This is a genomic window from Cocleimonas sp. KMM 6892 (assembly GCF_035798195.1).
GTDB classification, from domain to species: Bacteria; Pseudomonadota; Gammaproteobacteria; order Thiotrichales; family Thiotrichaceae; genus Cocleimonas; species Cocleimonas flava.
Map to the genome: position 1 here is coordinate 1,054,332 of NZ_JAPFBV010000001.1, position 21,685 is coordinate 1,076,016.

Below are 21,685 nucleotides of genomic sequence, written 5' to 3' on the forward strand. Positions count from 1 at the left end.
TCTCAATTTGTAATATCGAGTGATACAAAAAAGTATTTTTATCAATATATTGGAAAATATTGGGTAATTTTAACCCTTAAATCCTTATTAGATTTATATATGCCTTTTATAAGACGATATACTTCAGCGCATTAATATATCTGGAGTTCAGAATGAATAACATCAAACCAATAGTTTTAGGTGGTTTTTTATTAAGTTTTTTAACCGCGTGTAATGCCAATACCAATGCTGATAAAAGCGTTGAAATACAATCAACCAAAGCAGCCAATGTAGAAAAGGTAAACACAAAGGGGGCCGATCCTATTCCTCAGCCTGGTGGTTATAGCAATATAGATAATGCTAAATTGAAAGAGCTTGCTCAGCAAGGCGTCCTATTAGTGGATATTCGTCGTAAAGAAGAGTGGCAACAAACGGGAATTATTGAAGGCAGTAAGACTATTACCTTTTTCGATAGAACCGGTAATATCAATCCGAATTTTGTACCAGAATTCACCGCGCTAGCTAAGCCGAATCAGCCAGTGATGCTCATTTGTCGCACAGGTAATCGTACTCAGGCAGCGAGCCGAGCGATTGCAGAACAGCTTGGTTATCAAAATGTGATGAATGTAACGAATGGCATTACTGGATGGATGGCTGAAAGACGTCCGGTTTCGTCTTATAACTAATCTTTAGTGTTAATTAGCCACCCCCCTACTTACAGGCACTTTTTTAGAAAGTGAAATCAATAAGTCACATCAACAGGTCACATCAACAGGTCACATCAATAGGGGGTGGCTTTGTTTTATCTGCAAGCTACAAATTTACCATTAGGCCAACATGGCGCAGAAATGGCTTCACCCAGATTAGCCGCAATCAATCTTTCTCTGGCTTCTAATAATCTTTCTACCAGTGCTGCTTCTTTTTTCGAATAAGCATCGGTGTCTTCAACGCGATTGATGACCAATCCTAATAATTCTGTAATCGCATTGCCGACAGAATTTTGAGAAATAGTTACAATCAAGCGGCCTTTATCGTCCCGGTAAAGAATTTGCTTATAAGCAGGGCGCCAACGAATATCATTGGCAAATTGTGGGTCCTGTATAACTTGCTCGCGAAGGTCTCTGGCAACCCGTAAAAAACGATTACTGCTAAGAAGCACATCCGATATTTGAGCAGGGAAATTTGCATTGGGTGGAATCTGTTCTTCACCGGTTGCAACTAAAGTAAAAAATGTTTGATAGAAATCCAGAAAGCCTCTTAAAACCTGTTCGAACTCATACCAAAAGTACTGGTCGTTGAGTTTCTCGGCGCCTCCTGTTAACTCCCAGCTTGGTAGACCTTGAGGGTAACCGGTGAGTGATAATGCACAATCTTCTGAAGGCAAGAATGATAGCAGTTGTAAATCAAGAACTTCGAGAAATTCGTGGTAAACGTCGCTTAAATGCCTCAAAAAGAGGGTGTTGTGTCCACTATCGGTTAAGTTGGGGTTGTTTGCATCCGTTAGTTTTGCCGCTTTGATATCAGCAATGGGGAATACCATAAAATGATTGTGTATCATTCTAATGCTTGGAACACCGGGTTTATTTAACGGCCAGGTTGAGTCCAGGCTGGCTTCACCGCAAAGGATTAAATGTTGTTCTGGGTCGGGGTATTTTTCCAGCATATATTCGATCAATATGGTGGTCATTTTTGCCCAGACTTTCTTCTGTTGACGGCTCATTTGATCACGGCGCACAGGACGGCCAAGCGGGTCGAGTATTCGTCTGGATGTGTCTAAAATAATTGAAGTATCGAACTCGGTACTGTGACCGATTAATTTGCGATACATCAGTAAATCTTCAGGGGTTCTGAATAAACCGTTTTCTTCGGCGAGGTTTTTTAAGTTGGCGGCGCTATTGAAAAATTCTGCGCGCGACATGCCATCGGGTATCTTGAGCGACATTGATGGCCTGGGTGTGACTATTTCTCTAGGTTGTAGCGCAATCATGGCTTTTCCCTGCTTCTTTATAGTTTCACTTTGTTTTGGTATTCGTCTTTAAATATTGCTGCTGTTTTTAATCCATCCGATAGAGCATGGTTAATGACCTAATTTCATCAAAACTTTCACAAGTTTCTTTAAGTGCTTGAATGGTTTCACCAGAGAGCTGTGCATTTACTATGATTTCAAGTTCGATTTTACCCTTGATGTAGTGCAAATTAATATTATGTACAGCCTGATCAATATTCAGCGTTTGCAACACTGGGTAGACCTTCACCATGAGCTCGTGGCGATTCGGTAATGTTTTGGATAACGAAGAAACCTCGTCATCTTCCGGGTCTATATGAACAGTAATATCATTCATTTCAGGAAAGTTACGGCGTAATTTAGTGATGACGCTATCCGCAATATGGTGCCCTTCCGAAACGCTTAAATAAGGATTTACCTGCACGTGAATATCACCTAAAACCGAATCTCCCATTTTTCGAGTTCGTAGCATGTGCATTTCTTCTACACCCTCTATCTCCCCGATAAATGATTTGATTTCGTCGGTTTTCTCGGGCTCCCATGCCGTATCCACCAGTTCCATGGTGCTATCCATAATGAGCTTTAAGCCCATGTAGAAAATCATCATGGCGACAACGATTGCGGCTGCGGCATCAAGCCAGGGGATTTTTAAAAATACACTGCCCGCAACACCGATCGCAACCAGGATAGAAGAGATCGCATCCGACCTGTGATGCCATGCATTCGCTTTTAACAGTTTAGAGTCGACTCGCTTGGCGACACTCATGGTGTAGTGGTAAAGACCTTCTTTGCTGATAATCGCAAGTGCTACAAAGAGTAACGCTAAAGGCTTCGGTTGCAATAATGTTTCGGGTTGCATTAAGCGGTTAATGGCATTCATCGCGATACCAATTGCAACAGAACCGAGAGCAATGCCGAGAATGACGGTTGCCACCGTTTCAAAGCGGCCGTGCCCATAAGGATGGTCTTCATCTGCATCTTTAGAGGCTGCTTTTGCCGCAAACAATACAACAAAGTCACTCGCTAAATCAGACAGTGTGTGAACACCATCTGCAATTAATGCTTGAGATTGTGCAAAAAAACCACCAAGCAATTGTGCGATAGATAATAACGCATTAACCGCCACCCCTATGAGCGTTACATTACGGGTGGCTGTATAGCGAGCTTGTTTTTTTTCTTGAGTTTCCGCCATTGGACGTTTTTAGCTGTCGAGGCAGATCTGGACCAGGATGTGATATTCATCATCTTTTTCGTATTTTTCGATGACTTTATGGCCGTGGACTTTGGACCAGGCAGGGATATCATATAACGTGCCAGGGTCCGTACATTTTACCGCTAGATAGTCACCGTCTGCTTCTGGTCCTAATTCAACGATTTTTTTTTGTACTTTAATCACCGGCATTGGGCAAAGTAAATGCCGCGCATCCAGATCATGTGTCGTTATATTTTCGTTATTCGAGGTCATTTTTATTTACTACGCTTCGTCTGGTGTTTTTGCCGTAATTGTAAGCGCATGTAATTCACCCGATGTAATTGCTGAATTGACTGCCGCGTATACCGCTTGGTGGCGTTTTAAAGTATTTAGCCCTTCAAACGTATCACTAATTACTGTCGTTTCGTATTTGTAGCCATCACCATCCACGGTTACAGTTGCACCTGGAATGCCTGTTTCGATGAGTTTGGTTACATCTTCGTTGCTAATACTCATTTTTATCCTTAATACTGAAAGTTCTAAAAAAATCTAAAAAACAATGCGCTAGATTATAAGTTACCTAAGTCTAGATTTATAGCTGTACCTAAGTTATCGATCGTTTGAGGTATTTCTCTAAATATTATTAAGACAATAAAGTATTGAAAACACACCCCCCTACTTTAAGCGACTTTTTATTTTGCTGATTAAAATGAGCGAAGGAATTTATACTGACAGGCCTTAGACTCTTTTTTACGCTATTTTTTAGGAGGGAGTCGCTTTCGGGGAGCATTACGGAAACCCAATTTCATATTACCCCCAATACTGACACCGCTTTGCCCTGAACTTTGATCGTACAAAAGCCCGATTTGTCTTCTGCCTTGGGAAATTCTGCGTTTGGTATCAAATAGTTTTTTATGTAACTCCCGTGAATAAGCTAATACATAGGCCCGTGGAGGTCCATTGTCTTCTGGTCTAACCCATAAATGTATATTGCCTTCGATATCTTTTAATGGGTTAGGTTCCTGAATATCTGCACTGATGAGTTCAAATTGTGTTGGTAAGGTTTGATCTGAAGGCCAGCCTTTGCTTTCCTGAAGTCCTGTCCAATGTAAAAAGTAAACAAGCGGCAGCAACATAGCCAAAATAATTTTACTTAACACCGAGAGTCGCTTGCCAAAGCCCAACCATGCAACAAAAACAATAAGACTGATATAACTGATGCTGATAAGAATGAGGTAGCTATTCATTCTGGCTTGCCTAACATTGCATCAGGTATCAGAGATGGCATGTGATCCAGAGAATAGGGCGTTAATTCAATCGGTAGTTTACTAATATTGTGTACGCTGCCATCTTCTTTAATGGTGAATCTTACGGCGGTCTTTTCCTGATTCACTTTATCCAGGTTTATGGTTTGTCGGTAGACAGTTTCGTACTTGGGGTTAATTCGATCGACGCGAATATCCACCGGAACTGGTTTACGGGATTTCTTCGTGTAGTAAAAAAGGTTGACGATGTATTCGCCTGCATTGCGTTTGCGGATGGTGATGATTTCCTGATTGATGGGATGGATTTCCTCTTTACCATCTATCATCAAGGTGTCATTGAGTTCACCCCTATCATCACGTTCTAAATGTAACCAGCCTGTTTCTTTTTCCAGATATGAAACGGTATGACCGGTAGGTGCTCGCATCCATAAATCGATGTCATCTTCGAGATCTTGTGGCCAGGTGGCAGAAATAATGTACTCGGCTTGTTTTTCGACTTTAGCTTGATCCGCTTTCGGGTTGATAAACAATAGACTGACTAAAAATAAAAAGCTGAAGCCCATTAAGGTATTAAAAAGCAGGTCTATGAAAGGATCTACTTTGGGTGTATTTCGGCTTTGCTTATAGAGGCTTGGCATGGTCTATTGCTTAGGTGTTTGCATCCCCAGTTCTATAATTTTACTCACTAGGGTATCTGCACAACGGTCTAACCATTGGCACTGAAGACTCACCAACAAGCCGCAGCCTAAGCCAGAAAGCGTGGTATAAAGGGCGACCTGCATGCCACTCCCCATCGTACCCAGAAGCTGTTGTAAGGCTTGAATATCATTGTCCTTAAGTTGGTAAACGGTACTTAGCATTAGGACGAAACCGATGACTGTGCCGATTAATCCTAGCCGCATTAACACATCAGAAAAGAACCAGCCATTGACATGCCCCCGATGAATTTTCTCGATAAGTCTCGCAAGTAACGGTTCTGATTCGTTGTGAGCTTGTTGCCGCTGGAAATGTAATAACGAGAGATGCTCCGACGCCCAACTCTTGTCAATCTTGCCATCATCTGAGTAATTTTGGGTGAACTGTAGTTGCCTGGAAAGTTGCCAGGAGGCAAATCCTAAGTAGAGAGTAATGATGATGAATAAAAGTAAAATGATAGAAGAAAGATAGGTGATATCGTTTTCTACCAGTTGTTGAAATAGACCGAAGTCCCAGAGTAAATAACTACTGAATAGAATTACGCCGGTCATTAGTAACCAGCCATAGAAAGGGTAGTAGCTATCACGTGTCATAACAGAGCCTTTGGTTTTAAAATGTAAAAATCAAGCTTGTATTGCCATTAAGACTAGCAAATGGTCGTTCGCTTCTCCTATTTATTATTATGAATATAACGATAGATTTTTTAGAAGATGTTTCATAGGTGTGGTTAAAAAGGACCATAAAAAAAGGCTGACAAACGCCAGCCTTTTTTGTGAATATAACGTCTATTACTTAGCCGTTGATAATCCAAGAATTTCCCAGTCTTGCATACCACCACGGTAGTATTTGATTCTGTCAGCTGGGTAACCGAATTTTCTTAATGCAGCGATACTTGCAGGAGACTGTCCACACCACATGCCGTTACAGAACATGACCAGTGTTTTGGCGTCGGTGAAGTCGAATACTTCAGAGGTGTCGCCGTTTGCGATGGCTTCATCAACATCAACGTCGTCTTTACCGTCTGCTAATTTAACACCAAACTGCTCAGTCATAACCTTCATAATGCCTTCGGTTGTTGCACCTTTGCTTGGTGTTAATTCAACCCAGGATACGTTTATTGCACCAGGGATAGTTCCTTTTGCAACCCAATCCGGTGTACGTGAATCAACAAGCATGATGTTCTTGTCACCTTTACTCATCTTATCTGCGTAATCGATAACTTCTACTTCACCGATAGTCTGGATGCCTTTACCCAGACTCATTGGCTGGATACAAAAAGGAGGACAAGGACGTGAAGTCTTAGCAAAAGCAGGATTAACAGTATTTGCATTATCCTGAACGCGCATAATTTTCGTTTCTTTGCCTTTATGCATCACAGTAACGCTTTCTAATTTTGGCGTAATGTTTACTGGTTTACCATGTGATGCTGCTTGAGCAGATGTTACCGCTACAGTTAAACCGGCAGTTACGATTAATGCAGTTAGGGTTTTTGATAATTTCATAAAGTTTCTCCTCCTAGGGATATCTTAAGGGCACACTATATCTAAATCGTGTTTTTATTTTAATACGTAATTATACTAAGAAAAGCATGGGTTGCTGTTCAGGGTATTGGGTTAGTCGCAGTCAGGCTCTTCGTCTTCTTCGACTTCAGTTTCTTCCTCATTATCATCTTCTTCTTTCTTGGTTTCCTCTGCAGCATCACCAGTTGCTTCAGAGGTAGCTTCAGCTTTTTTTTCTTTATCTGAGTGGCTAGCAGCGTAAGCGGGGGTAAAGACTAGTAGCATCGATAATATAAGAAGAGATATAAGGTTTATAGTTTTAGTCATAAAAATTCTCTATGGAAAATATTTATCCAACCAATAAAAAATATCATGCCTATCGCTCAAATTCAAGCAACCCTTGGCATACTGTAAAAATAATAAACATTAAGTATGAAAAATTATCATGATAATTGGAGGTGAAGTACAGGAGAAATTAGCCTGACATCGCTCTCTTAAAGCTTTTTTGTTGGTTATTGGATAACGCTTCTATTTGCGGTTTTATAAAAAACGCCTCAAAGTAGGGGGGTGGCTTAAAGATTAAGCGTCGAAGTGTTTAGGCCGTTTTGATAGTTTACTTATTTCTTAAGCCAAAAAGTAACGGGGCCGTCATTACACAAGCTGACTTTCATGTCTGCGCCAAATTGTCCCGTTTGTAGTTTGGACACTTTATTGGAAGCGATTGAAACGAAATAATCGAATAATTCATTTCCAAGTTGTGGAGGGGCAGCCGAAGCAAAGCTTGGCCTTGTGCCCTTTTGAGTGTTGGCGGGTAGCGTAAATTGTGGAACCACCAACAGACTGCCAGTAATGTCTAAAAGGGAAAGATTCATCTTCCCGATTTCGTCTTCGAAAATTCTAAAATTCAGAATTTTATCTAACAGGTTTTTAGCGTTCTCTTCAGTATCCTCTTTCTCTACACCTAAGAGAAGAAGAATACCTTGATCGATCTTGGCTATTTCTTTATCTGCAACGACAACATTTGCATGAGTAACGCGCTGGATTAAACCAATCAATTTTGAAGCAACTTTATCATGTCGTTGCCGGCTTTAATTAAGGCTGCGGTGATACCTTGTTCGCCTGCAGAATGACCAGCACTCTGAACCACAAAAAATTCAGATTTAGGCCAGGCTTTGTGTAAATCGTAACCCTGCTTGATAGGACAAATCATGTCGTATCTACCGTGTACAATGAAACCCGGTATATCCTGAAGGCGATCCATATTGTTCAGGATCTGGTTTTCTTCTAAAAATCCATTATTCATAAAGTAATGCGTTTCAATACGGGAGATGCCCATCGCATTTTTAGGGTCGTGGTATTTTTTGATTCCAGATGGGCTAGGTTGCAAGGTTGCTGCTCTGGCTTCCCAAAGCGACCATGCTTTGGCTGCTCCCATTTTGGCTATTTCATTATCGCCATTCAAGCGCTTGTGATATGCAAGTAAGAAGTTGTCTCTTTCTTCTTCTGGAATAGGCTCGACAAAGTCTTCCCAATAATCAGGGAAAATCTGGCTGGCACCTTCTTGATAAAACCAACTAATTTCTTTTGGTGTACTAAAGAAAATACCACGAAGAATCAGACCTAGAACATTTTCTGTGTGCGTTTGAGCATAAACCAAAGATAGAGTACTTCCCCACGACCCACCAGAAACGACCCACTTATCTATATTTAATTCATTACGAATTTTTTCGATATCAGAGACCAGGTCTTGAGTGGTGTTGTTATCAATCGATGCATGCGGAGTTGATCTGCCACAACCTCGCTGATCAAAAAGAATGATCCAGTATTTTTCAGGGTCAAAGAATTGGCGGTGTACCTCACCACATCCTGCACCTGGGCCACCATGCAAGAAGATGACTGGAATGCCGTCAGGATTTCCGCACTCCTCTACATAGATTTTATGTTGATCTCCAACATCTAGATAAAAATGGCGGTTTTCATGGATAGGTGGGAATAGTTCACTCATTACTTAGAGATGTCCTTAACATTTAGGTGAAGTTTTATGCATAATACCGTTATGACAAAGAATCGTAAATCTATACCGAGCATTGACTTGCCTAAAAAGCTTCGAAAGAACGCGGGAAAGGCGATAGTTGACTTTGAGATGATCAAAGAAGGTGACAAAGTATTATTAGGCCTGTCTGGCGGCAAAGACTCATTGAGCTTATTGCATTTGTTACTGCATTTTCAACGACATGCGCCCATTAAATTTGATGTAGGGGCAATGACTGTTGACCCTCAATCTGGCGAGTATGACCCCTCTCCTTTGATTCCTTATTTGGAAGAAGTCGGAGTTGAATATTTCTTTAAGCAAGAGCCCATTCTGGAAATGGCAGATGATCACATGAATGGTGATTCATATTGTTCATTTTGTTCTCGAATCAAGCGTGGAGTGATGTATAGCACCGCCAGAGAAAACGGATATAACGTTATTGCTTTAGGGCAACATCTGGATGATTTGGCTGAAAGCTTTTTAATGTCTGCATTTCATGGCGGTAAACTCAAAACAATGAAGGCGCATTATGTGAATGATGACGGTGACCTTAGAATCATTCGTCCTTTGGTTTATGTGCGTGAAAAAGAATTAGCGAGTTTTGCGAAAGAGCAAGAGTTACCCGTGATTATGGAAAATTGTCCGGCGTGTTTTTCTATGCCTACTCAACGCGAAAGCATGAAGCAGCTATTGGCTCAACAAGAGCAGCAAGTGGATAATTTATTTGGGACTTTATTAACGACAATGAAACCGTTAATGAGTGTGGGATTACCAAAGGTATAACTACCTTTGGTAATCCAGTATTGAATTTCTTATAAATTGCTTATTTTGATGCCATTTTAAGAGATTGAATAATTCTCTCTTTTGTTTCTCTTTTTGCTTCTGAGAACTTCTCTGCAAATAACGTCATGTAATATTTATCTTTCTTCTCTAGAGGGAAATCTAAAGTAGTGATCTCACCTTTAGGAGAAATATATTTCTTCTCAATGATGGTAAGTTCAGACTGATCTGTACCCAGGTCTTTACGAGAAACAGGCTCGCCTGTTTCTACATAACCGACTGATAACAGGGCTTTGTTTATATCTTCAAAAGAAAATAGTTCTTTATTATCACTGGTTTGAACCATTACATCAGTGGTACAGCCATCTTCTTCAGGAGACACAGCAAAACTAATACCATTTACATGGACTTCATAAACACCATTGAAATCTTTTGCGGGGGCAAGTTCGGGTGCTTTATCAAGAGAGCTTTGTAATGATTCAGGAGTATCGTATTTCTTTTCACAGTATTGGTTATGAAGAGATAAAAACGTAGAAAGATGTGGCTGTGGAGCTTGTACATTTGCAGACGCAGTCTTATCACAACCATTCAATAGAATTGTTGTTAGAATTGCTGCGCTACAAAGAGCAACTATAGGTAACATTTTATTCATTGGGTTTGCCTTTTTTATTTTTATTATTTTATTTTTATTGGGTTTTAAGTAAATATATCCAATCTTATTTGTTATCACAAGATTTCCCAGACTAGCGGATTATACCGTTTGTAACTTAATTAAATGTTAACCAAAACTTTTTAATAGCCGAGCTGTAGGATTTATATGATTTTTTTAATACCCAATTGTTTGCTATGAATAAAAAGGCATGGTTAATTGATTCCAGTATCTATGTTTTTAAAGCCTGGTTCACTCGTGAAGACATTTATGATGTTAACGGTAATCCAATAAATGCCGTCATGGGTTTTATGGATTTTGTTTACAAACTATTGTCGGTTGAAAAACCACAATTAATTGGTTTCGCTTTTGATGAAAGTCTGGAAACCTCCCATCGTCGTGATATTTATCCAGAATACAAAGCAAATAGAGCAACGGCTCCGGAGTCACTCAGGTTACAGTTTCGTTTGTGTAGAGAGTTTTTACGTCATCTCGGCATTCTAGAAAAGGCTAGTCCGTTTTATGAAGCAGATGATCTGCTCGGCACATGGGGTCAGCAGTTCTATACCGATTTAATTCCCGTAAATTTTATCACCGCAGATAAGGATTTAGCGCAACTAGTAAAAGAGGATGATCACTGGTGGGAGTATTTGAGAGGTGAGATGCTCGACACTAAAAAAATCACCAAACGATTTGGTGCAAAGCCGAGTCAAATTGCCGACCAATTAGCGATAGCGGGTGATAAATCGGATAACATTCCTGGGGTGCCAGGTGTTGGCATGTCGACGGCAGGTAAATTACTAAGAAAGTTTGAAACGCTGGAAAACCTTTTGGCCAATATCAGTGAAATTTCAACCATGCAAATTCGTGGAGCCAGTCGTATCCAGCAATTAATTTCAGATCATCAGGATACGATACTACTTGCGCGTCGATTGACCGGAATTGTGTGTGATATTGAAGCAGTGAAATCCAAAGATTTCGAAATATCAGCTATGAATAACGATGCTTTTGGGGCGTTTTGTGATCAGTTAAATGTCTCCGAAGAAAATCAGCATAGATGGTTAAAACTACACCATGATCTTTTGCAAAATGCAGATAAATAACCCGTTTTTAATTGGGTTGCTTGAAAAGTATCCGGTATTTGCCTGACTTATTTCCGCTAATCCCTATTCTCCCCCCTGTTATCTTATCCCTTCGAACTTTTTCTTTAGTTGTTGTTAAATTTCCAGCTTCTAGATAAAACAAACGGTTACTTGAAATGCTGGCAGAGGGTGAAACATCAAAGAGTCCATTAACTCTGCTTCTATTAATAGGAATATTGGTTATTGCTACGCTAGTGGTTATATCCAACTATTTTTTGCGCCCCGGATTGGAATTAAGCATCAAAGATGAGGTTCATGGTGGCCTTATTGATAGTGGTATAAAAACGGTCAAAGTAAGTGTTGAAGGCAGAAATGTATTACTGGAAGGGTTTATTCCAACCCATGAAGATAGAAAGAGAGCCGAAAATATCGTGAATAACATCAGCGGTATTAGTCAGGTAAAGAGCCAGCTTGTGGTTAAAAACCAAACAAACGACTAAAAACTATACAGATTCTCTGATAAACAAGCAGCTAGTACTGATGAACAGAGACACATATTTTACGTTTCGTTGCTAAACTAATAGTGATGGAAATATAAATAAAGATTTATGCAGGAAACATTATTACAAAAAAAGATAAGACTAATTTAACGTTTGTTACGTTGGTCGAAGAGCAAACAATCAAGCAAGGATTGCTGGTTGTTTATAACTGAGAGACATGCGCAGTACTGCGTAAGGTAAATTAACGATGAATCAAGGGTTAGGTGCATCGTTATTAATCAAGGATGATATTTATGACATACTTTTTATTTCAGATAGCACTTATTAGTACGGTTGCTATTGTTACTGGTTCATTAATAGGTTGGTGGTTGCATCATTTCTACGGACAGAACAGACAACAAGAGTCAGATAAAGATTTAACATTGGTAAAAGACTACTTAGGGGAATCTATTAAAGAAAACGCACGGTTAAAATTACAGTTAAAACAAATGGAAGAGAAGCTGGAAAAATTATCCTACGAAGAAGTGCCTAAAATTAGTGGTGTAGATTTCGAAGCTTATAAAGCGTTTGAAAACACAGTAAAAGAAGCTAATTTACAAAAGTATTTAAATTAAAAAAACATCAATTAATAAACAACAAATAATATATTTCAAATAAAAAAGCCCTGCATTGCAGGGCTTTTTTATTGTCAGAAACGAAATATTATTTCATCTTAAATTCAGGTAATTTCTTTTCAACCAGTTCTTTTTTTAATGTGACATAGTTCGGCATACCATTTTTATAAGGTGGGTAAGATTCACCTTCAATCAATGGCAGTAAATATTCACGACAAGCCGCTGTGATACCGAAACCATCTTCACTGATGTAATCCATTGGCATCATTTTTTCTACATTTGCAATATCAGCTAAATTTCCTGAACCAATTTCCCATTTATAAGGATTGTTAGAAGTGCGAATAATTGCAGGCATCACAGAATTTTTTCCTGCTACTGCCATTTCAACAGCAGCTTCGCCTAATGCATACGCTTGTTCAACATCAGACTGTGATGCTAAATGACGTGCTGCACGTTGCAAGTAATCGGCTACAGCCCAATGGAATTTGTATCCAAGTGCTTCTTTGATCATATTCGCCACGACCGGTGCCGCGCCACCCAGTTGGGCATGGCCAAAATCATCTCGCGTTCCTTGTTCTGCTAAAAATCTTCCATCAGGCCAAGCGGTTCCTTCGGAAACGACAATGCTGCAATAGCCATGACTTTTTACTTTTGAATCAACTAACGCCAGGAATTTTTCTTGATTAAATTTGATTTCGGGGAATAACACGATCACAGGAATATCGTTATCTTCATCAGCCGCTAATGCGCCAGCAGCAGCGATCCAGCCAGCATGTCTGCCCATGACTTCAAGAACAAAAACTTTCGTAGAGGTTTCGGCCATAGAAGCTACATCGTAACTGGCTTCACGTGTTGAAACGGCAATGTATTTAGCTACAGAACCAAACCCAGGGCAGTTGTCTGTCACTGGTAAGTCATTATCTACTGTTTTAGGCACATGAATCGCCTGAATTGGGTAACCCATTTTTTCTGACAATTGAGAAACCTTTAGACAGGTGTCTGCTGAATCTCCACCACCGTTGTAAAAGAAATAGCCAATATTGTGCGCTTTAAAAACTTCGATCAGACGATCGTATTCCACTTTGTTTTCTTCTAGGCTTTTCATTTTATAGCGACAAGAGCCAAATGCGCCAGAAGGCGTGTGCAGTAGTCCTGCGATATCTTCGTCGGATTCTTTGCTTGTATCAATCAGGTTTTCGGTGAGAGCGCCTATGATGCCGTTTTTGCCAGCGTAGACAGTACCAATTTTATCACTGTGTTTTTTTGCAGTTTGAATGACGCCACAAGCCGAGGCGTTAATGACTGAGGTGACTCCACCCGATTGTGCATAAAAGGCATTTTTTACCGACATACTCTCTCCTGACGATTATTTATGTTTAGGTTATTAATTAGTTATTCCTGTTCTGCGCGATATTTAATTAGAGTCAGGATTTTATTATTATTGTTCACAAGATACATTAAAGTATTACTCTCTTAATTAGAATATATCTCAATATTTGAGGTACTTGCGGTTTTAAAAGCACAGGATAATACGTGACTCCAGTGAATAAATCATTAATTGCGCGCGAATTAGTATTATAAGTAGATGACAGGAATGTCTTTTTGTCTAAAAATGTGAAGAACGACTAGCCAGTTATTATCACAAATGACTGGCTATTAATTTTTGAGATAATAGAAAAAAGTGCCCCAAAGTAGGGGGGTGACTTTTAAATATAATTAACCGTTTGCCTGCATTTCATCGGGCTTAATGACTTCGTTCCCTGATTGATACCAAGAGATAATCCCACCGCGAAGGTTTAATGCTTCAATGCCTGTATTTTCAGCAACATATAGACATGCCTGAGCAGATCTCGCGCCACTGCGGCAATAAAAAACGATCGTTTTATCTTTTGGCAAATCGTGCATTTTTACCGGTATCGTATGCAGTGGAGCAAACTCTCCTCCCCTGATGATGCCTTGTGCAAACTCAGCTTGTGAACGGACGTCATAAAGACAAATGTCTTCACCATTATCCATCATCTCTTTTAGGGCAGTTGCATTAATTTCTTTTACAGACATCATTATCGGAACACCAATATAAGCTAATACTAATTTACTTATATTACATTTGCCCTGTTTATTAGTCAAGATCATTGTCTTGGATGGCTAAGCTTTTATGACAGTTATTCCGCAGATATAGAAGATATTGATAGCGCTTTTTAATCAAATCCTTAACGGAACTATCTAACTACGCTACTATCATAAAAGTATGAATAAACTAAATACATTGCTGCTTTCTGTGTTGTTGTCCACGCCTTTATTACTGAGCTCATCTGTAAAGGCCGATTTGAATTTGGAATTGCCTGATTTCAACTTGCCACAACTTGGTGGTCATACAGGCAGTATTGCAGCATCAATTAAGGAGAGAGAAACGGGACTGGATGTACTGCGTAGCTTAAGAGCGCGTGGACTTCTCATCGAAGATCCTGAAGTGAATTTATGGATTCGCTCACTGGGTAATCGTTTAACAGCGCGTGCGCCAAGCTCTCCAAACCCATTCTATTTTGTTGTCGCCAGAGATACTGCTATTAATGCATTTGCTACTCTGGGTGGTGTCATTGTAATAAATTCAGGTTTAATTCTGAATACCAGCTCAGAAAGCGAATTAGCAGCAGTGTTATCTCATGAAATTGCGCATGTTACGCAACGACATATTCCGCGAATGATTGAAAAAGCTAAAAATAATAAATTTGCTACCGGAGCCGCTTTATTGGCAGGTGTGATTGCCGCGACTAAAGATAGTCAGGCAGGTGGTGCAATCATCAATGCAACTCTTGCAACTACAGCACATCAACAATTGGCATTCGGTCGTGAAGCAGAGGCTGAAGCTGATCGTGTGGGATTAAGAATACTGGCAAGTGCGGGCTTAAACCCACAAGGGATGCCTAAATTTTTGCAAAAATTAGAGGAATATGGCGACAGTAAAACCGCGGAGATCAGAGAGTTTTTACAGAATCATCCGCTTACCATAAAACGCGTGAGCGATACTTCCGTTAGAGCGAGCCAGTTTGGTGTGTTTAAAGGTAAAGAAAATATAAGTTATCAATATATGCGAGAGAAAGTGAGATCGCTTGCTAATACTACCTCGCGTGCGCCAGTTTCTGTTTCTGCGCAGATTAAAAACTATTCGAATATTCTGCTTCTCAGAAAACAGGGTGCTTTCCAGCAAGCCTATAATCTCGCGGAAAACCAACTCTCAACGAAAAATATTTCTGAAGCTGCTTTATATGCTGAGTTAGCGATAAAACAAAGACAATACAATAAAGCTATTTCTATACTTTTGCCGCTATCTAAAATCTATCCTGGTAATGAAGTCATCGCCATTCCGCTATCACAGGCATATATTTCTTTAGGTCAGATAGAACCAGCGTGGAAAATTATTCGAGAAATACATACCACCGAACAAACGAGTCTTGAATTTTTTGAAGTACTGCAAGAATTGTCGAGACTGCGTGGTAATAGCTCTTATGCCTATCGTGCAGTGGCTGAACGCAATATACGCACGGGTCATTATCAGTCTGCCAGAATTCAGCTGACCAAGGCGATGAGACTGCCTGGTTCTAACGTCAATGAATTGCAGGAAATGCGCCAAATGCTTGATCAGATTAAGCATAAAAAAGTTAAAAAAGGTAACTGAAAAAAACGGCTATAAGTAGGGGGGTGTATTTCATTGAATATACTCTAATAACAACCTCTAGATTTCATGAACGGCTGCCTTTTCGGCTCAACCTTTTAATTACTTGCAATTAATCAGCCGTACCTTAAGATAAATCTAGGTCTTTTATTTCTATAAATTCAGGGTTATCGCATGGATATGGAACAAGCACGTTTCAATATGATCGAGCAGCAAATACGTACATGGGAAGTTTTAGACGATACGGTGTTGCAGACGATGGGTAGTGTGCCTCGTGAAATTTTTGTCCCTGAGTCTTTAAAATCCTTGGCTTATGCCGATATCGAAGTGCCTCTGGGGAATGACGAAGCGATGATGTTTCCGCGTGTAGAAGGTCGCATGCTTCAGGAACTAGAAATTAACATTGATGATAACTGTTTAGAAATAGGGACAGGCAGTGGTTATGTAACGGCATGTATGGCGAATATGTCGAATCATGTACACAGCATTGATATATACGAAGAGTTTCTGCTTTCGGCTGAGAAGAATTTGGCTGAAGTGAATGTGGCTAATGTCGAATTAGAGCAGAAGGATGCGTTTTCTGATTGGGAGGCTGGTAGAAAGTACGACGTTATCGCGATAACAGGCTCAATTCCTGAGTATCTGCCAATGTTTGAAAATTTATTAGAGCCAGAAGGGCGTTTATTCGTTGTTGTAGGAAGTAAGCAGGTAGCGCATGCAATGAAAATTGTAAAAATGGATGATGATTTCATCCGCTCTAGCTTATTCGAAACCGAACTCAAGCCTCTTGTGGGTAAAGAGGCTAAACCTACGTTTCATTTTTAAACAGACTTCTCTCGATACAAAAACTACAAAGGATAAGTATCGTTTTCGTCAGTCTCCGGGACAATAGAAAGCTTAGGATTATCAGTTATGCGTTGTCGGGGATGTTTATGATTTGCGTGCTGTTTTAGGGTCAAAATCTCCCCTTTCTTGTGAATGCTGTAATTAAGGCCCATTTTGTAACAGGTCTGTGCATTGTCATCTTCATTAAGCTCTTCTAATAGTCCTGCAAGTTCTAGATACACCGCTGCAGATGGCGAGAAATTAAGACTGGTATTGTAGAACGTCTTGCTCTTACCCCAGAGTTGGTATTTTCTATTGAGGCGAGCCAAGGCAAGTAGCAACATAGGGCTTCTTTCATTGCCCTCTAACCACTTTTCGGCCTGTTTGATAGCATCACCTAAAACGGGGTGATCAATTAATCCGTATCGTTCTACGAGCTTTTCATCAAACGTTTTATTGAGTTGTGAAATTAATAACTTATTACTGGTATTTTCATCGCCAGCATCTGTTAACGCCTCGCAGTATAATAAAACTGCTTGCGGGTTTTCTCTTAGATTAGCAGGCAACTTTTTCCATAATGCGTTAAGACTTGTAATATCCTTTTTGTGTGAAAGAGTATGAAAAATACCCGACAACGCTGTCGTTTGGTATTTCTTATGATCTTTCTCTTTAATCAAAGACAGTTTTTCAAGGTCTGGTAATAACTCAAACAAGTTGGCCCAATCTTCCTGTTGATAGTAGACCTTGGCTAATAACTTAATCGCATAAGGGTGCTTTGGAGAAACTTCCAGCAAATGGATCAACGTCGCTCTGGATTGCTCGAGTTGATCACTATTAAATTGCATTTCTGCCTGCGAAACTGATACCGCAATCTGGGCGTCATCGCCTTGTTCGCTGGCTACTTTCAAATAACGATCTCTTCTGTCATAAGCACCTTGCATGTGCGCCGCTCTTGCGGCAGCAAGATAGTTCAGTAATGGTGCTTCAGAATGATCAACATTATTCAATAAAGTATCTTCAGACTCAGACCAGTGCCCTTCAGTGAAAGATACAAGACCTTTAGTGAGTTCCTGATTTGCTTTGGCGGCTAACTTTGCTGCTTTTCTTTGCTTTAGGCGCTTACTTAATCCGAATAGAAATTTGGATATTGAAAACAGAAAATATAAACCAATCAGCCCGATAATACTTGCGATGAGTAGCGTCGTACTCGTCAAACTTACGCTGATAGGATTTTTGTCCCACTGATAATTGATAGTGACATCAGATGAATGTTGGACTGCAAATATACCCAACCAAAATGCAGCAACAATTAAAAAGAAGAACAGTATATATTTCATTATTCAGTGCCTTTTTTAGCAGTTTCGGTTGGCTCACTGTCTTTCGTTGATTGTGTTTCAACCATCAGTTTTTCGAGTAGCTTTAATGAAGATGAAATGTCAGGGACGATCGGTGCTAAATTAACAGTCGATAGTGTATCGAGTTGTTTATTGAATGCAATGGCGTCTGCCTCGGAATAGTATTTTTCTAATAAGGTTTTGATTCTGGCAATTTGCTTATGGAAATTTTCATCATCGCCTTGAAGTAACATAATGCGCAGTGTTTCAAGTCGTAAAGAGAATAACTGAAACAGATTTTCTTTGGCATCTGCATTCATCTCTTCTTGCAGAGGTTTATCAAACTTCTTGATGATTACGGCGTTGTTAATAGTGTTTTTAACTCTGGAAACAATTGACGGTTTTTCTTTCTTTTTTGTGGTGTTTGTCGCCGTGTCTTCATTATCGTCATTTGACAGCAACTCAACTTTTTCACCAGTCTCGATCGCTTTATTTTCAGCCGGTTTCAGTTGAAGCATTAAGGCATCAATTTTTTGTGAAAGCGCGCTAATGTCTGCTATTTCGAATTGATTCACCGTCGCAATGTCGTTACTGATTTGTTTACGCACTGGCAACAAATCAATTGAGCCACGTTCTAATAACAAATTATCTGCAAGTTTGAGTGCGGCTATTGCCCCAGACTTATCCTTTTTCAGTTCAAAGTTCTGTACAGCGGTTTGTAGCAGAAAATGTACTTCGCCTAATGACCAGTCATTTATCGTCGGCGTTTGTACTTTTAAGGGTGCTTGTTGTTTAGTAAGTTGTTCAACTTGAACATAAACAGTTTCGGCGATGTGTTGTGTACTATCTTGAATACTACGAAGCTCGTGCATCGCTTCGTTTAGATGTGTTTTATTCTCTTTGATGTTTTCGTTGATTTCTTGTTGCAACAATTCCACTTTGGATTTTTGGGCAAAATCAGGCATATCTCCACGAATTTCTTCAATCTGTTTTAAGCTTAGTTTTGCTTTATCGTGAATTCGTAGCCAGTTTTTATAACCTGCAGCAATTCCCACCGCAGTAAAAAAGAGGGCTAGCCATGCTAAAAACTGAGTAAACCGAGTTCGTCGATTGATTTTTTTTAGTAGTTTTATTTGGTCTTCGTTGTTCATAATTTATTATCAATCGTTAACTCTTTTAAGAGTGTGTCATCATTCGGGTCTTCGGCAAAAATCACTTTGCCTTTAAAACTATCGGGTATATGTGATTTCAATCTTTCACTACCAAGCAGTAATGTCACTGAATTCATCAAGTTGTTTTCGTTACTTTTGTTGTTACTGTTTGTTACAGCAGTCTCAGAATGTTTATCGGCCAGCTCAAAGAAATGATCAATACTGAAACCGCTCGTGAGAATGATTATATCAAGCTCTTGGCGTTGTTGGTGATTTTTCAGAAGCGCTAAATTATGCTGTGGACACGTTCTGCGATAAACATTAATACTATCAACGTCACCCCCCCACTTTAGAAGGCTTTTTTGAAGTAAGTCTCTGCCACCTTCTCCTTTAATCAGCGCTATATTTTTACCCGGTATGAATTGTTGGAAAGCATCTAGTGCGAGTAATGCTTCGCTGTTAAAAAAACGCTCGGGGCAAAAGTCACTATCAAGACCATGTTTCTTTAGAGCTAACCCAGTTTTTTTACCGACACATGCAAGCTTCAGCTTTTTTAAAGTGCTTACATCAACCTTATCCAAGGTGCGCTCAACAGCATTGGTGCTAATAAATATAGCCAGATCATACTGTTCCAGTGCTGATAGTTGCTGCTCGACATCTTCATAATTTTCAGGAGCTTCTATTTCGAGTAATGGAAAGTTGATAACAGTAGCGCCGGCATCTCTTAATTTTTCAGTTAGTGGCTGAGCTTGATGCGCAGCTCTGGTATTGACTATCCATTTGTTTTTTAACGGCAGAGAAGCTTCCATTTTCGACTAGGTATCTATACCAAGCTGTTTCAATATCTCATCACCGCCTTGAGCGAGTAAGTCTTCTGCGACTGCAATACCGAGACTTTCTGGATCAGCTTGAGGTCCCGTTTTTTCACAACGGTATATTTTTGACCCATCCGGGAACCCGATCAATCCACTTAAGTGAATATCGTTACCTTGTAAAGTAGCAAAGCCGCCAATCGGTGCCTGGCAGCCACCGTTTAAGCGTGTATTTAGCGCTCGCTCTGCATAGACGCGAGTAGCAGTTTCGTCGTCATGTAGGGGTGCGAGCAGGGCATTCACTTCTTCGTCATCACTGCGACATTCTATGCCTACAGCTCCTTGTCCCGCTGCTGGTAAGCTTTGCTCTACAGAAATTCCGTGTTTGATTCGGTCTTCAAAGCCTAAACGAATCAGTCCGGCAGAAGCGAGGATGATTGCATCGTAGTCGCCGTTATCCAGCTTAGCCAAACGCGAATTCACATTACCACGTAAGTTAAGAATTTTGATGTCGGATCTTTTTTCGACGAGTTGCGTCTGGCGCCTTAGACTGCAAGTACCCACTTTTGCGTATTGTGGTAACTCATCTAAAGACGATACAGTATTAGAGACGAAAGCATCAGTTGGGTCTTCACGTTGCATAATGACGGAGAGATGTAAGCCATCAGGTAATTGCATGGGAACATCTTTCATTGAATGTACGGCGATATCTGCGCGACCTTCAAGCATGCCGGTTTCAAGTTCTTTTACGAACAGGCCTTTGCCACCAATTTTGGCCAAGGGTGTGTCTAAGATGATATCTCCCTGAGTGGTCATGGTGACTAACTCAACCTCTAATTCAGGGTGATGGAGTTTTAATTGTCGTGCAACTTCCTCTGCTTGCCATAAGGCGAGTGGGCTTTTTCTGGTTGCTATGCGTATCGTTTTCGTCATAAGTTTATTCTGTCGTGTGCACTAAAAACGTAAATAATACGTAATGAATGTGCAATAAAACCGTTAGATAAGAGTCGAATGAGACTGTGTGTTATAAAGCTTGCATCTGGCTCAAACAGGATAACGTAAAAAAGTTGCGTTATCCCTCCGAACTTTACGTGAATTAGTCTTTAGAGGCAAAAACCCTCCATGAAATTCTTTACATATTTTCTACTTTTATTGATCTCCGTTAACAGTAGTGCATCAAATGACAGCGTTGTCATCGAAGAAAATGATTTCCAGCAACTTGCTCAACAAATGAAGCAAGAAAATCGTGGTCTGGTTTTAATGCTACATGCAGAGTACTGTAGTTATTGTAAACAAATGGACGAAGAGATTTTATCGCCGATGGTACTCAGCGGCGAATACGATAAACGTATTTTTATCAGGAAGTTACAGATTGACGATGTCAGAGATGTGGTTGATTTTTCAGGTAAGACAGTGGAGCCTGCCGATATCTCGGGTGAATATCATGCGATGTTAACGCCTACCCTGGTGTTTTTAGACTATCAAGGTAAAGAAGTCGTTAAGCAAATGGTGGGAATTAATACCATCGAATTATTCGGTGCCTATCTGGATAGAGAGATAGACAATATGATGGATAAATTGAATAAATATTGAGAAG

At 40.0% G+C, this 21,685-nt stretch carries 26 protein-coding genes; 8 read left to right on the forward strand and 18 right to left on the reverse strand.

Features of this window, described 5'->3' with window-relative positions; all coding sequences use genetic code 11:
- The first annotated feature begins 152 nt into the window (after window positions 1-152).
- Window positions 153-665, forward strand: a complete 513-nt coding sequence (locus OO007_RS04740) for a rhodanese-like domain-containing protein (protein WP_325807925.1) — start codon at window positions 153-155, stop codon at window positions 663-665.
- Between the two features lie 116 nt (window positions 666-781).
- Here OO007_RS04740 and OO007_RS04745 read toward each other — a convergent pair whose 3' ends face one another.
- The 11 genes from OO007_RS04745 to pip form a co-directional block, all read right to left on the reverse strand.
- Entirely contained in the window at window positions 782-1,966 is a 1,185-nt protein-coding gene (locus OO007_RS04745; RefSeq protein WP_325807926.1) for a hypothetical protein, read from the reverse strand.
- A gap of 67 nt (window positions 1,967-2,033) precedes the next feature.
- Entirely contained in the window at window positions 2,034-3,176 is a 1,143-nt protein-coding gene (locus OO007_RS04750) for a cation diffusion facilitator family transporter (protein ID WP_325807927.1), read from the reverse strand.
- 9 nt (window positions 3,177-3,185) lie between these two features.
- Window positions 3,186-3,449, reverse strand: coding sequence for a sulfurtransferase TusA family protein (locus OO007_RS04755; RefSeq protein WP_131904853.1), 264 nt, complete (start codon window positions 3,447-3,449; stop codon window positions 3,186-3,188).
- Between the two features lie 9 nt (window positions 3,450-3,458).
- Window positions 3,459-3,692, reverse strand: a complete 234-nt coding sequence (locus OO007_RS04760) for a BolA family protein (protein WP_131904854.1) — start codon at window positions 3,690-3,692, stop codon at window positions 3,459-3,461.
- A gap of 239 nt (window positions 3,693-3,931) precedes the next feature.
- Window positions 3,932-4,423 carry a hypothetical protein gene (locus tag OO007_RS04765; RefSeq protein WP_325807928.1) on the reverse strand — a complete coding sequence of 164 codons (492 nt, stop codon included), beginning with the start codon at window positions 4,421-4,423 and terminating at the stop codon, window positions 3,932-3,934.
- A complete protein-coding gene (locus OO007_RS04770; RefSeq protein WP_325807929.1) occupies window positions 4,420-5,079 on the reverse strand; it encodes a hypothetical protein in 660 nt (219 codons plus the stop codon). Before OO007_RS04770 ends, OO007_RS04765 begins: the two co-directional genes overlap by 4 nt.
- 3 nt (window positions 5,080-5,082) lie before the next feature.
- Window positions 5,083-5,730, reverse strand: a complete 648-nt coding sequence (locus OO007_RS04775; RefSeq protein ID WP_131904857.1) for a MotA/TolQ/ExbB proton channel family protein — start codon at window positions 5,728-5,730, stop codon at window positions 5,083-5,085.
- A gap of 195 nt (window positions 5,731-5,925) precedes the next feature.
- A complete protein-coding gene (locus OO007_RS04780; RefSeq protein ID WP_325807930.1) occupies window positions 5,926-6,639 on the reverse strand; it encodes a rhodanese-like domain-containing protein in 714 nt (237 codons plus the stop codon).
- Window positions 6,640-6,750: 111 nt separating this feature from the next.
- On the reverse strand, window positions 6,751-6,963 hold the full coding sequence (locus OO007_RS04785; protein WP_325807931.1) for a hypothetical protein: 213 nt from the start codon (window positions 6,961-6,963) through the stop codon (window positions 6,751-6,753).
- A gap of 290 nt (window positions 6,964-7,253) precedes the next feature.
- The gene (gene dtd, locus OO007_RS04790; RefSeq protein WP_325807932.1) at window positions 7,254-7,691 is read right to left on the reverse strand and encodes a D-aminoacyl-tRNA deacylase; all 438 of its coding nucleotides are present in this window, start codon (window positions 7,689-7,691) and stop codon (window positions 7,254-7,256) included.
- Window positions 7,688-8,641, reverse strand: coding sequence for a prolyl aminopeptidase (gene pip, locus OO007_RS04795; RefSeq protein WP_325807933.1), 954 nt, complete (start codon window positions 8,639-8,641; stop codon window positions 7,688-7,690). The genes dtd and pip overlap by 4 nt, the downstream gene beginning before the upstream one ends.
- A gap of 36 nt (window positions 8,642-8,677) precedes the next feature.
- Between pip and OO007_RS04800 the strand changes: the two genes are divergently transcribed.
- The gene (locus OO007_RS04800; protein WP_325807934.1) at window positions 8,678-9,451 is read left to right on the forward strand and encodes an ATP-binding protein; all 774 of its coding nucleotides are present in this window, start codon (window positions 8,678-8,680) and stop codon (window positions 9,449-9,451) included.
- Between the two features lie 40 nt (window positions 9,452-9,491).
- On the opposite strand, the gene OO007_RS04805 is transcribed toward OO007_RS04800, so the two are convergent.
- Window positions 9,492-10,100, reverse strand: a complete 609-nt coding sequence (locus OO007_RS04805) for a hypothetical protein (protein ID WP_131904862.1) — start codon at window positions 10,098-10,100, stop codon at window positions 9,492-9,494.
- A gap of 194 nt (window positions 10,101-10,294) precedes the next feature.
- On the opposite strand from OO007_RS04805, the gene OO007_RS04810 reads away from it, so the two are divergent.
- The 3 genes from OO007_RS04810 to OO007_RS04820 all read left to right on the forward strand — a co-directional run bounded on the left by OO007_RS04810 (window position 10,295) and on the right by OO007_RS04820 (window position 12,293).
- Window positions 10,295-11,200 (forward strand): 5'-3' exonuclease, encoded by a 906-nt coding sequence (locus OO007_RS04810; RefSeq protein WP_325807935.1) that lies wholly within the window; start codon window positions 10,295-10,297, stop codon window positions 11,198-11,200.
- A gap of 155 nt (window positions 11,201-11,355) precedes the next feature.
- The gene (locus OO007_RS04815) at window positions 11,356-11,679 is read left to right on the forward strand and encodes a BON domain-containing protein (protein ID WP_131904863.1); all 324 of its coding nucleotides are present in this window, start codon (window positions 11,356-11,358) and stop codon (window positions 11,677-11,679) included.
- Between the two features lie 293 nt (window positions 11,680-11,972).
- Window positions 11,973-12,293, forward strand: a complete 321-nt coding sequence (locus tag OO007_RS04820) for a hypothetical protein (protein WP_131904864.1) — start codon at window positions 11,973-11,975, stop codon at window positions 12,291-12,293.
- 88 nt (window positions 12,294-12,381) lie between these two features.
- On the opposite strand, the gene OO007_RS04825 is transcribed toward OO007_RS04820, so the two are convergent.
- A complete protein-coding gene (locus OO007_RS04825; RefSeq protein ID WP_325807936.1) occupies window positions 12,382-13,644 on the reverse strand; it encodes a 6-phosphofructokinase in 1,263 nt (420 codons plus the stop codon).
- A gap of 365 nt (window positions 13,645-14,009) precedes the next feature.
- Window positions 14,010-14,420 (reverse strand): rhodanese-like domain-containing protein, encoded by a 411-nt coding sequence (locus OO007_RS04830; protein WP_325807937.1) that lies wholly within the window; start codon window positions 14,418-14,420, stop codon window positions 14,010-14,012.
- Window positions 14,421-14,541: 121 nt separating this feature from the next.
- On the opposite strand from OO007_RS04830, the gene OO007_RS04835 reads away from it, so the two are divergent.
- Window positions 14,542-15,969, forward strand: a complete 1,428-nt coding sequence (locus OO007_RS04835) for a M48 family metalloprotease (protein WP_325807938.1) — start codon at window positions 14,542-14,544, stop codon at window positions 15,967-15,969.
- A 171-nt stretch (window positions 15,970-16,140) separates the two neighbouring features.
- Complete coding sequence (locus OO007_RS04840) at window positions 16,141-16,791, forward strand: protein-L-isoaspartate O-methyltransferase family protein (protein ID WP_325807939.1); 651 nt, start codon at window positions 16,141-16,143, stop codon at window positions 16,789-16,791.
- 23 nt (window positions 16,792-16,814) lie between these two features.
- On the opposite strand, the gene OO007_RS04845 is transcribed toward OO007_RS04840, so the two are convergent.
- The 4 genes from OO007_RS04845 to hemC are packed head-to-tail and all read right to left on the reverse strand — an operon-like array spanning window position 16,815 to window position 21,021.
- Complete coding sequence (locus tag OO007_RS04845) at window positions 16,815-18,128, reverse strand: heme biosynthesis HemY N-terminal domain-containing protein (RefSeq protein ID WP_131904868.1); 1,314 nt, start codon at window positions 18,126-18,128, stop codon at window positions 16,815-16,817.
- Window positions 18,128-19,276: a uroporphyrinogen-III C-methyltransferase gene (locus tag OO007_RS04850; protein WP_325807940.1), complete on the reverse strand. Its 1,149-nt coding sequence runs from the start codon at window positions 19,274-19,276 to the stop codon at window positions 18,128-18,130. The genes OO007_RS04845 and OO007_RS04850 overlap by 1 nt, the downstream gene beginning before the upstream one ends.
- Window positions 19,273-20,085 (reverse strand): uroporphyrinogen-III synthase, encoded by an 813-nt coding sequence (locus tag OO007_RS04855; RefSeq protein WP_325807941.1) that lies wholly within the window; start codon window positions 20,083-20,085, stop codon window positions 19,273-19,275. Before OO007_RS04855 ends, OO007_RS04850 begins: the two co-directional genes overlap by 4 nt.
- 6 nt (window positions 20,086-20,091) lie before the next feature.
- Window positions 20,092-21,021: a hydroxymethylbilane synthase gene (gene hemC / locus OO007_RS04860; RefSeq protein WP_325807942.1), complete on the reverse strand. Its 930-nt coding sequence runs from the start codon at window positions 21,019-21,021 to the stop codon at window positions 20,092-20,094.
- 189 nt (window positions 21,022-21,210) lie between these two features.
- Between hemC and OO007_RS04865 the strand changes: the two genes are divergently transcribed.
- Complete coding sequence (locus OO007_RS04865) at window positions 21,211-21,681, forward strand: thioredoxin family protein (protein WP_325807943.1); 471 nt, start codon at window positions 21,211-21,213, stop codon at window positions 21,679-21,681.
- The last annotated feature ends 4 nt before the right edge of the window (window positions 21,682-21,685 follow it).

Excerpts from the sequence above, each read along its gene's own strand:
- OO007_RS04740 (WP_325807925.1), top strand. The coding sequence starts at position 153 with ATGAATAACATCAAACCAATAGTTTTAGGTGGTTTTTTATTAAGTTTT.
- OO007_RS04745 (WP_325807926.1), bottom strand. The coding sequence starts at position 1,966 with ATGATTGCGCTACAACCTAGAGAAATAGTCACACCCAGGCCATCAATG.
- OO007_RS04750 (WP_325807927.1), bottom strand. The coding sequence starts at position 3,176 with ATGGCGGAAACTCAAGAAAAAAAACAAGCTCGCTATACAGCCACCCGT.
- OO007_RS04755 (WP_131904853.1), bottom strand. The coding sequence starts at position 3,449 with ATGACCTCGAATAACGAAAATATAACGACACATGATCTGGATGCGCGG.
- OO007_RS04760 (WP_131904854.1), bottom strand. The coding sequence starts at position 3,692 with ATGAGTATTAGCAACGAAGATGTAACCAAACTCATCGAAACAGGCATT.
- OO007_RS04765 (WP_325807928.1), bottom strand. The coding sequence starts at position 4,423 with ATGAATAGCTACCTCATTCTTATCAGCATCAGTTATATCAGTCTTATT.
- OO007_RS04770 (WP_325807929.1), bottom strand. The coding sequence starts at position 5,079 with ATGCCAAGCCTCTATAAGCAAAGCCGAAATACACCCAAAGTAGATCCT.
- OO007_RS04775 (WP_131904857.1), bottom strand. The coding sequence starts at position 5,730 with ATGACACGTGATAGCTACTACCCTTTCTATGGCTGGTTACTAATGACC.
- OO007_RS04780 (WP_325807930.1), bottom strand. The coding sequence starts at position 6,639 with ATGAAATTATCAAAAACCCTAACTGCATTAATCGTAACTGCCGGTTTA.
- OO007_RS04785 (WP_325807931.1), bottom strand. The coding sequence starts at position 6,963 with ATGACTAAAACTATAAACCTTATATCTCTTCTTATATTATCGATGCTA.
- pip (WP_325807933.1), bottom strand. The coding sequence starts at position 8,641 with ATGAGTGAACTATTCCCACCTATCCATGAAAACCGCCATTTTTATCTA.
- OO007_RS04800 (WP_325807934.1), top strand. The coding sequence starts at position 8,678 with ATGCATAATACCGTTATGACAAAGAATCGTAAATCTATACCGAGCATT.
- OO007_RS04805 (WP_131904862.1), bottom strand. The coding sequence starts at position 10,100 with ATGAATAAAATGTTACCTATAGTTGCTCTTTGTAGCGCAGCAATTCTA.
- OO007_RS04810 (WP_325807935.1), top strand. The coding sequence starts at position 10,295 with ATGAATAAAAAGGCATGGTTAATTGATTCCAGTATCTATGTTTTTAAA.
- OO007_RS04815 (WP_131904863.1), top strand. The coding sequence starts at position 11,356 with ATGCTGGCAGAGGGTGAAACATCAAAGAGTCCATTAACTCTGCTTCTA.
- OO007_RS04820 (WP_131904864.1), top strand. The coding sequence starts at position 11,973 with ATGACATACTTTTTATTTCAGATAGCACTTATTAGTACGGTTGCTATT.
- OO007_RS04825 (WP_325807936.1), bottom strand. The coding sequence starts at position 13,644 with ATGTCGGTAAAAAATGCCTTTTATGCACAATCGGGTGGAGTCACCTCA.
- OO007_RS04835 (WP_325807938.1), top strand. The coding sequence starts at position 14,542 with ATGAATAAACTAAATACATTGCTGCTTTCTGTGTTGTTGTCCACGCCT.
- OO007_RS04840 (WP_325807939.1), top strand. The coding sequence starts at position 16,141 with ATGGATATGGAACAAGCACGTTTCAATATGATCGAGCAGCAAATACGT.
- OO007_RS04845 (WP_131904868.1), bottom strand. The coding sequence starts at position 18,128 with ATGAAATATATACTGTTCTTCTTTTTAATTGTTGCTGCATTTTGGTTG.
- OO007_RS04850 (WP_325807940.1), bottom strand. The coding sequence starts at position 19,276 with ATGAACAACGAAGACCAAATAAAACTACTAAAAAAAATCAATCGACGA.
- OO007_RS04855 (WP_325807941.1), bottom strand. The coding sequence starts at position 20,085 with ATGGAAGCTTCTCTGCCGTTAAAAAACAAATGGATAGTCAATACCAGA.
- hemC (WP_325807942.1), bottom strand. The coding sequence starts at position 21,021 with ATGACGAAAACGATACGCATAGCAACCAGAAAAAGCCCACTCGCCTTA.
- OO007_RS04865 (WP_325807943.1), top strand. The coding sequence starts at position 21,211 with ATGAAATTCTTTACATATTTTCTACTTTTATTGATCTCCGTTAACAGT.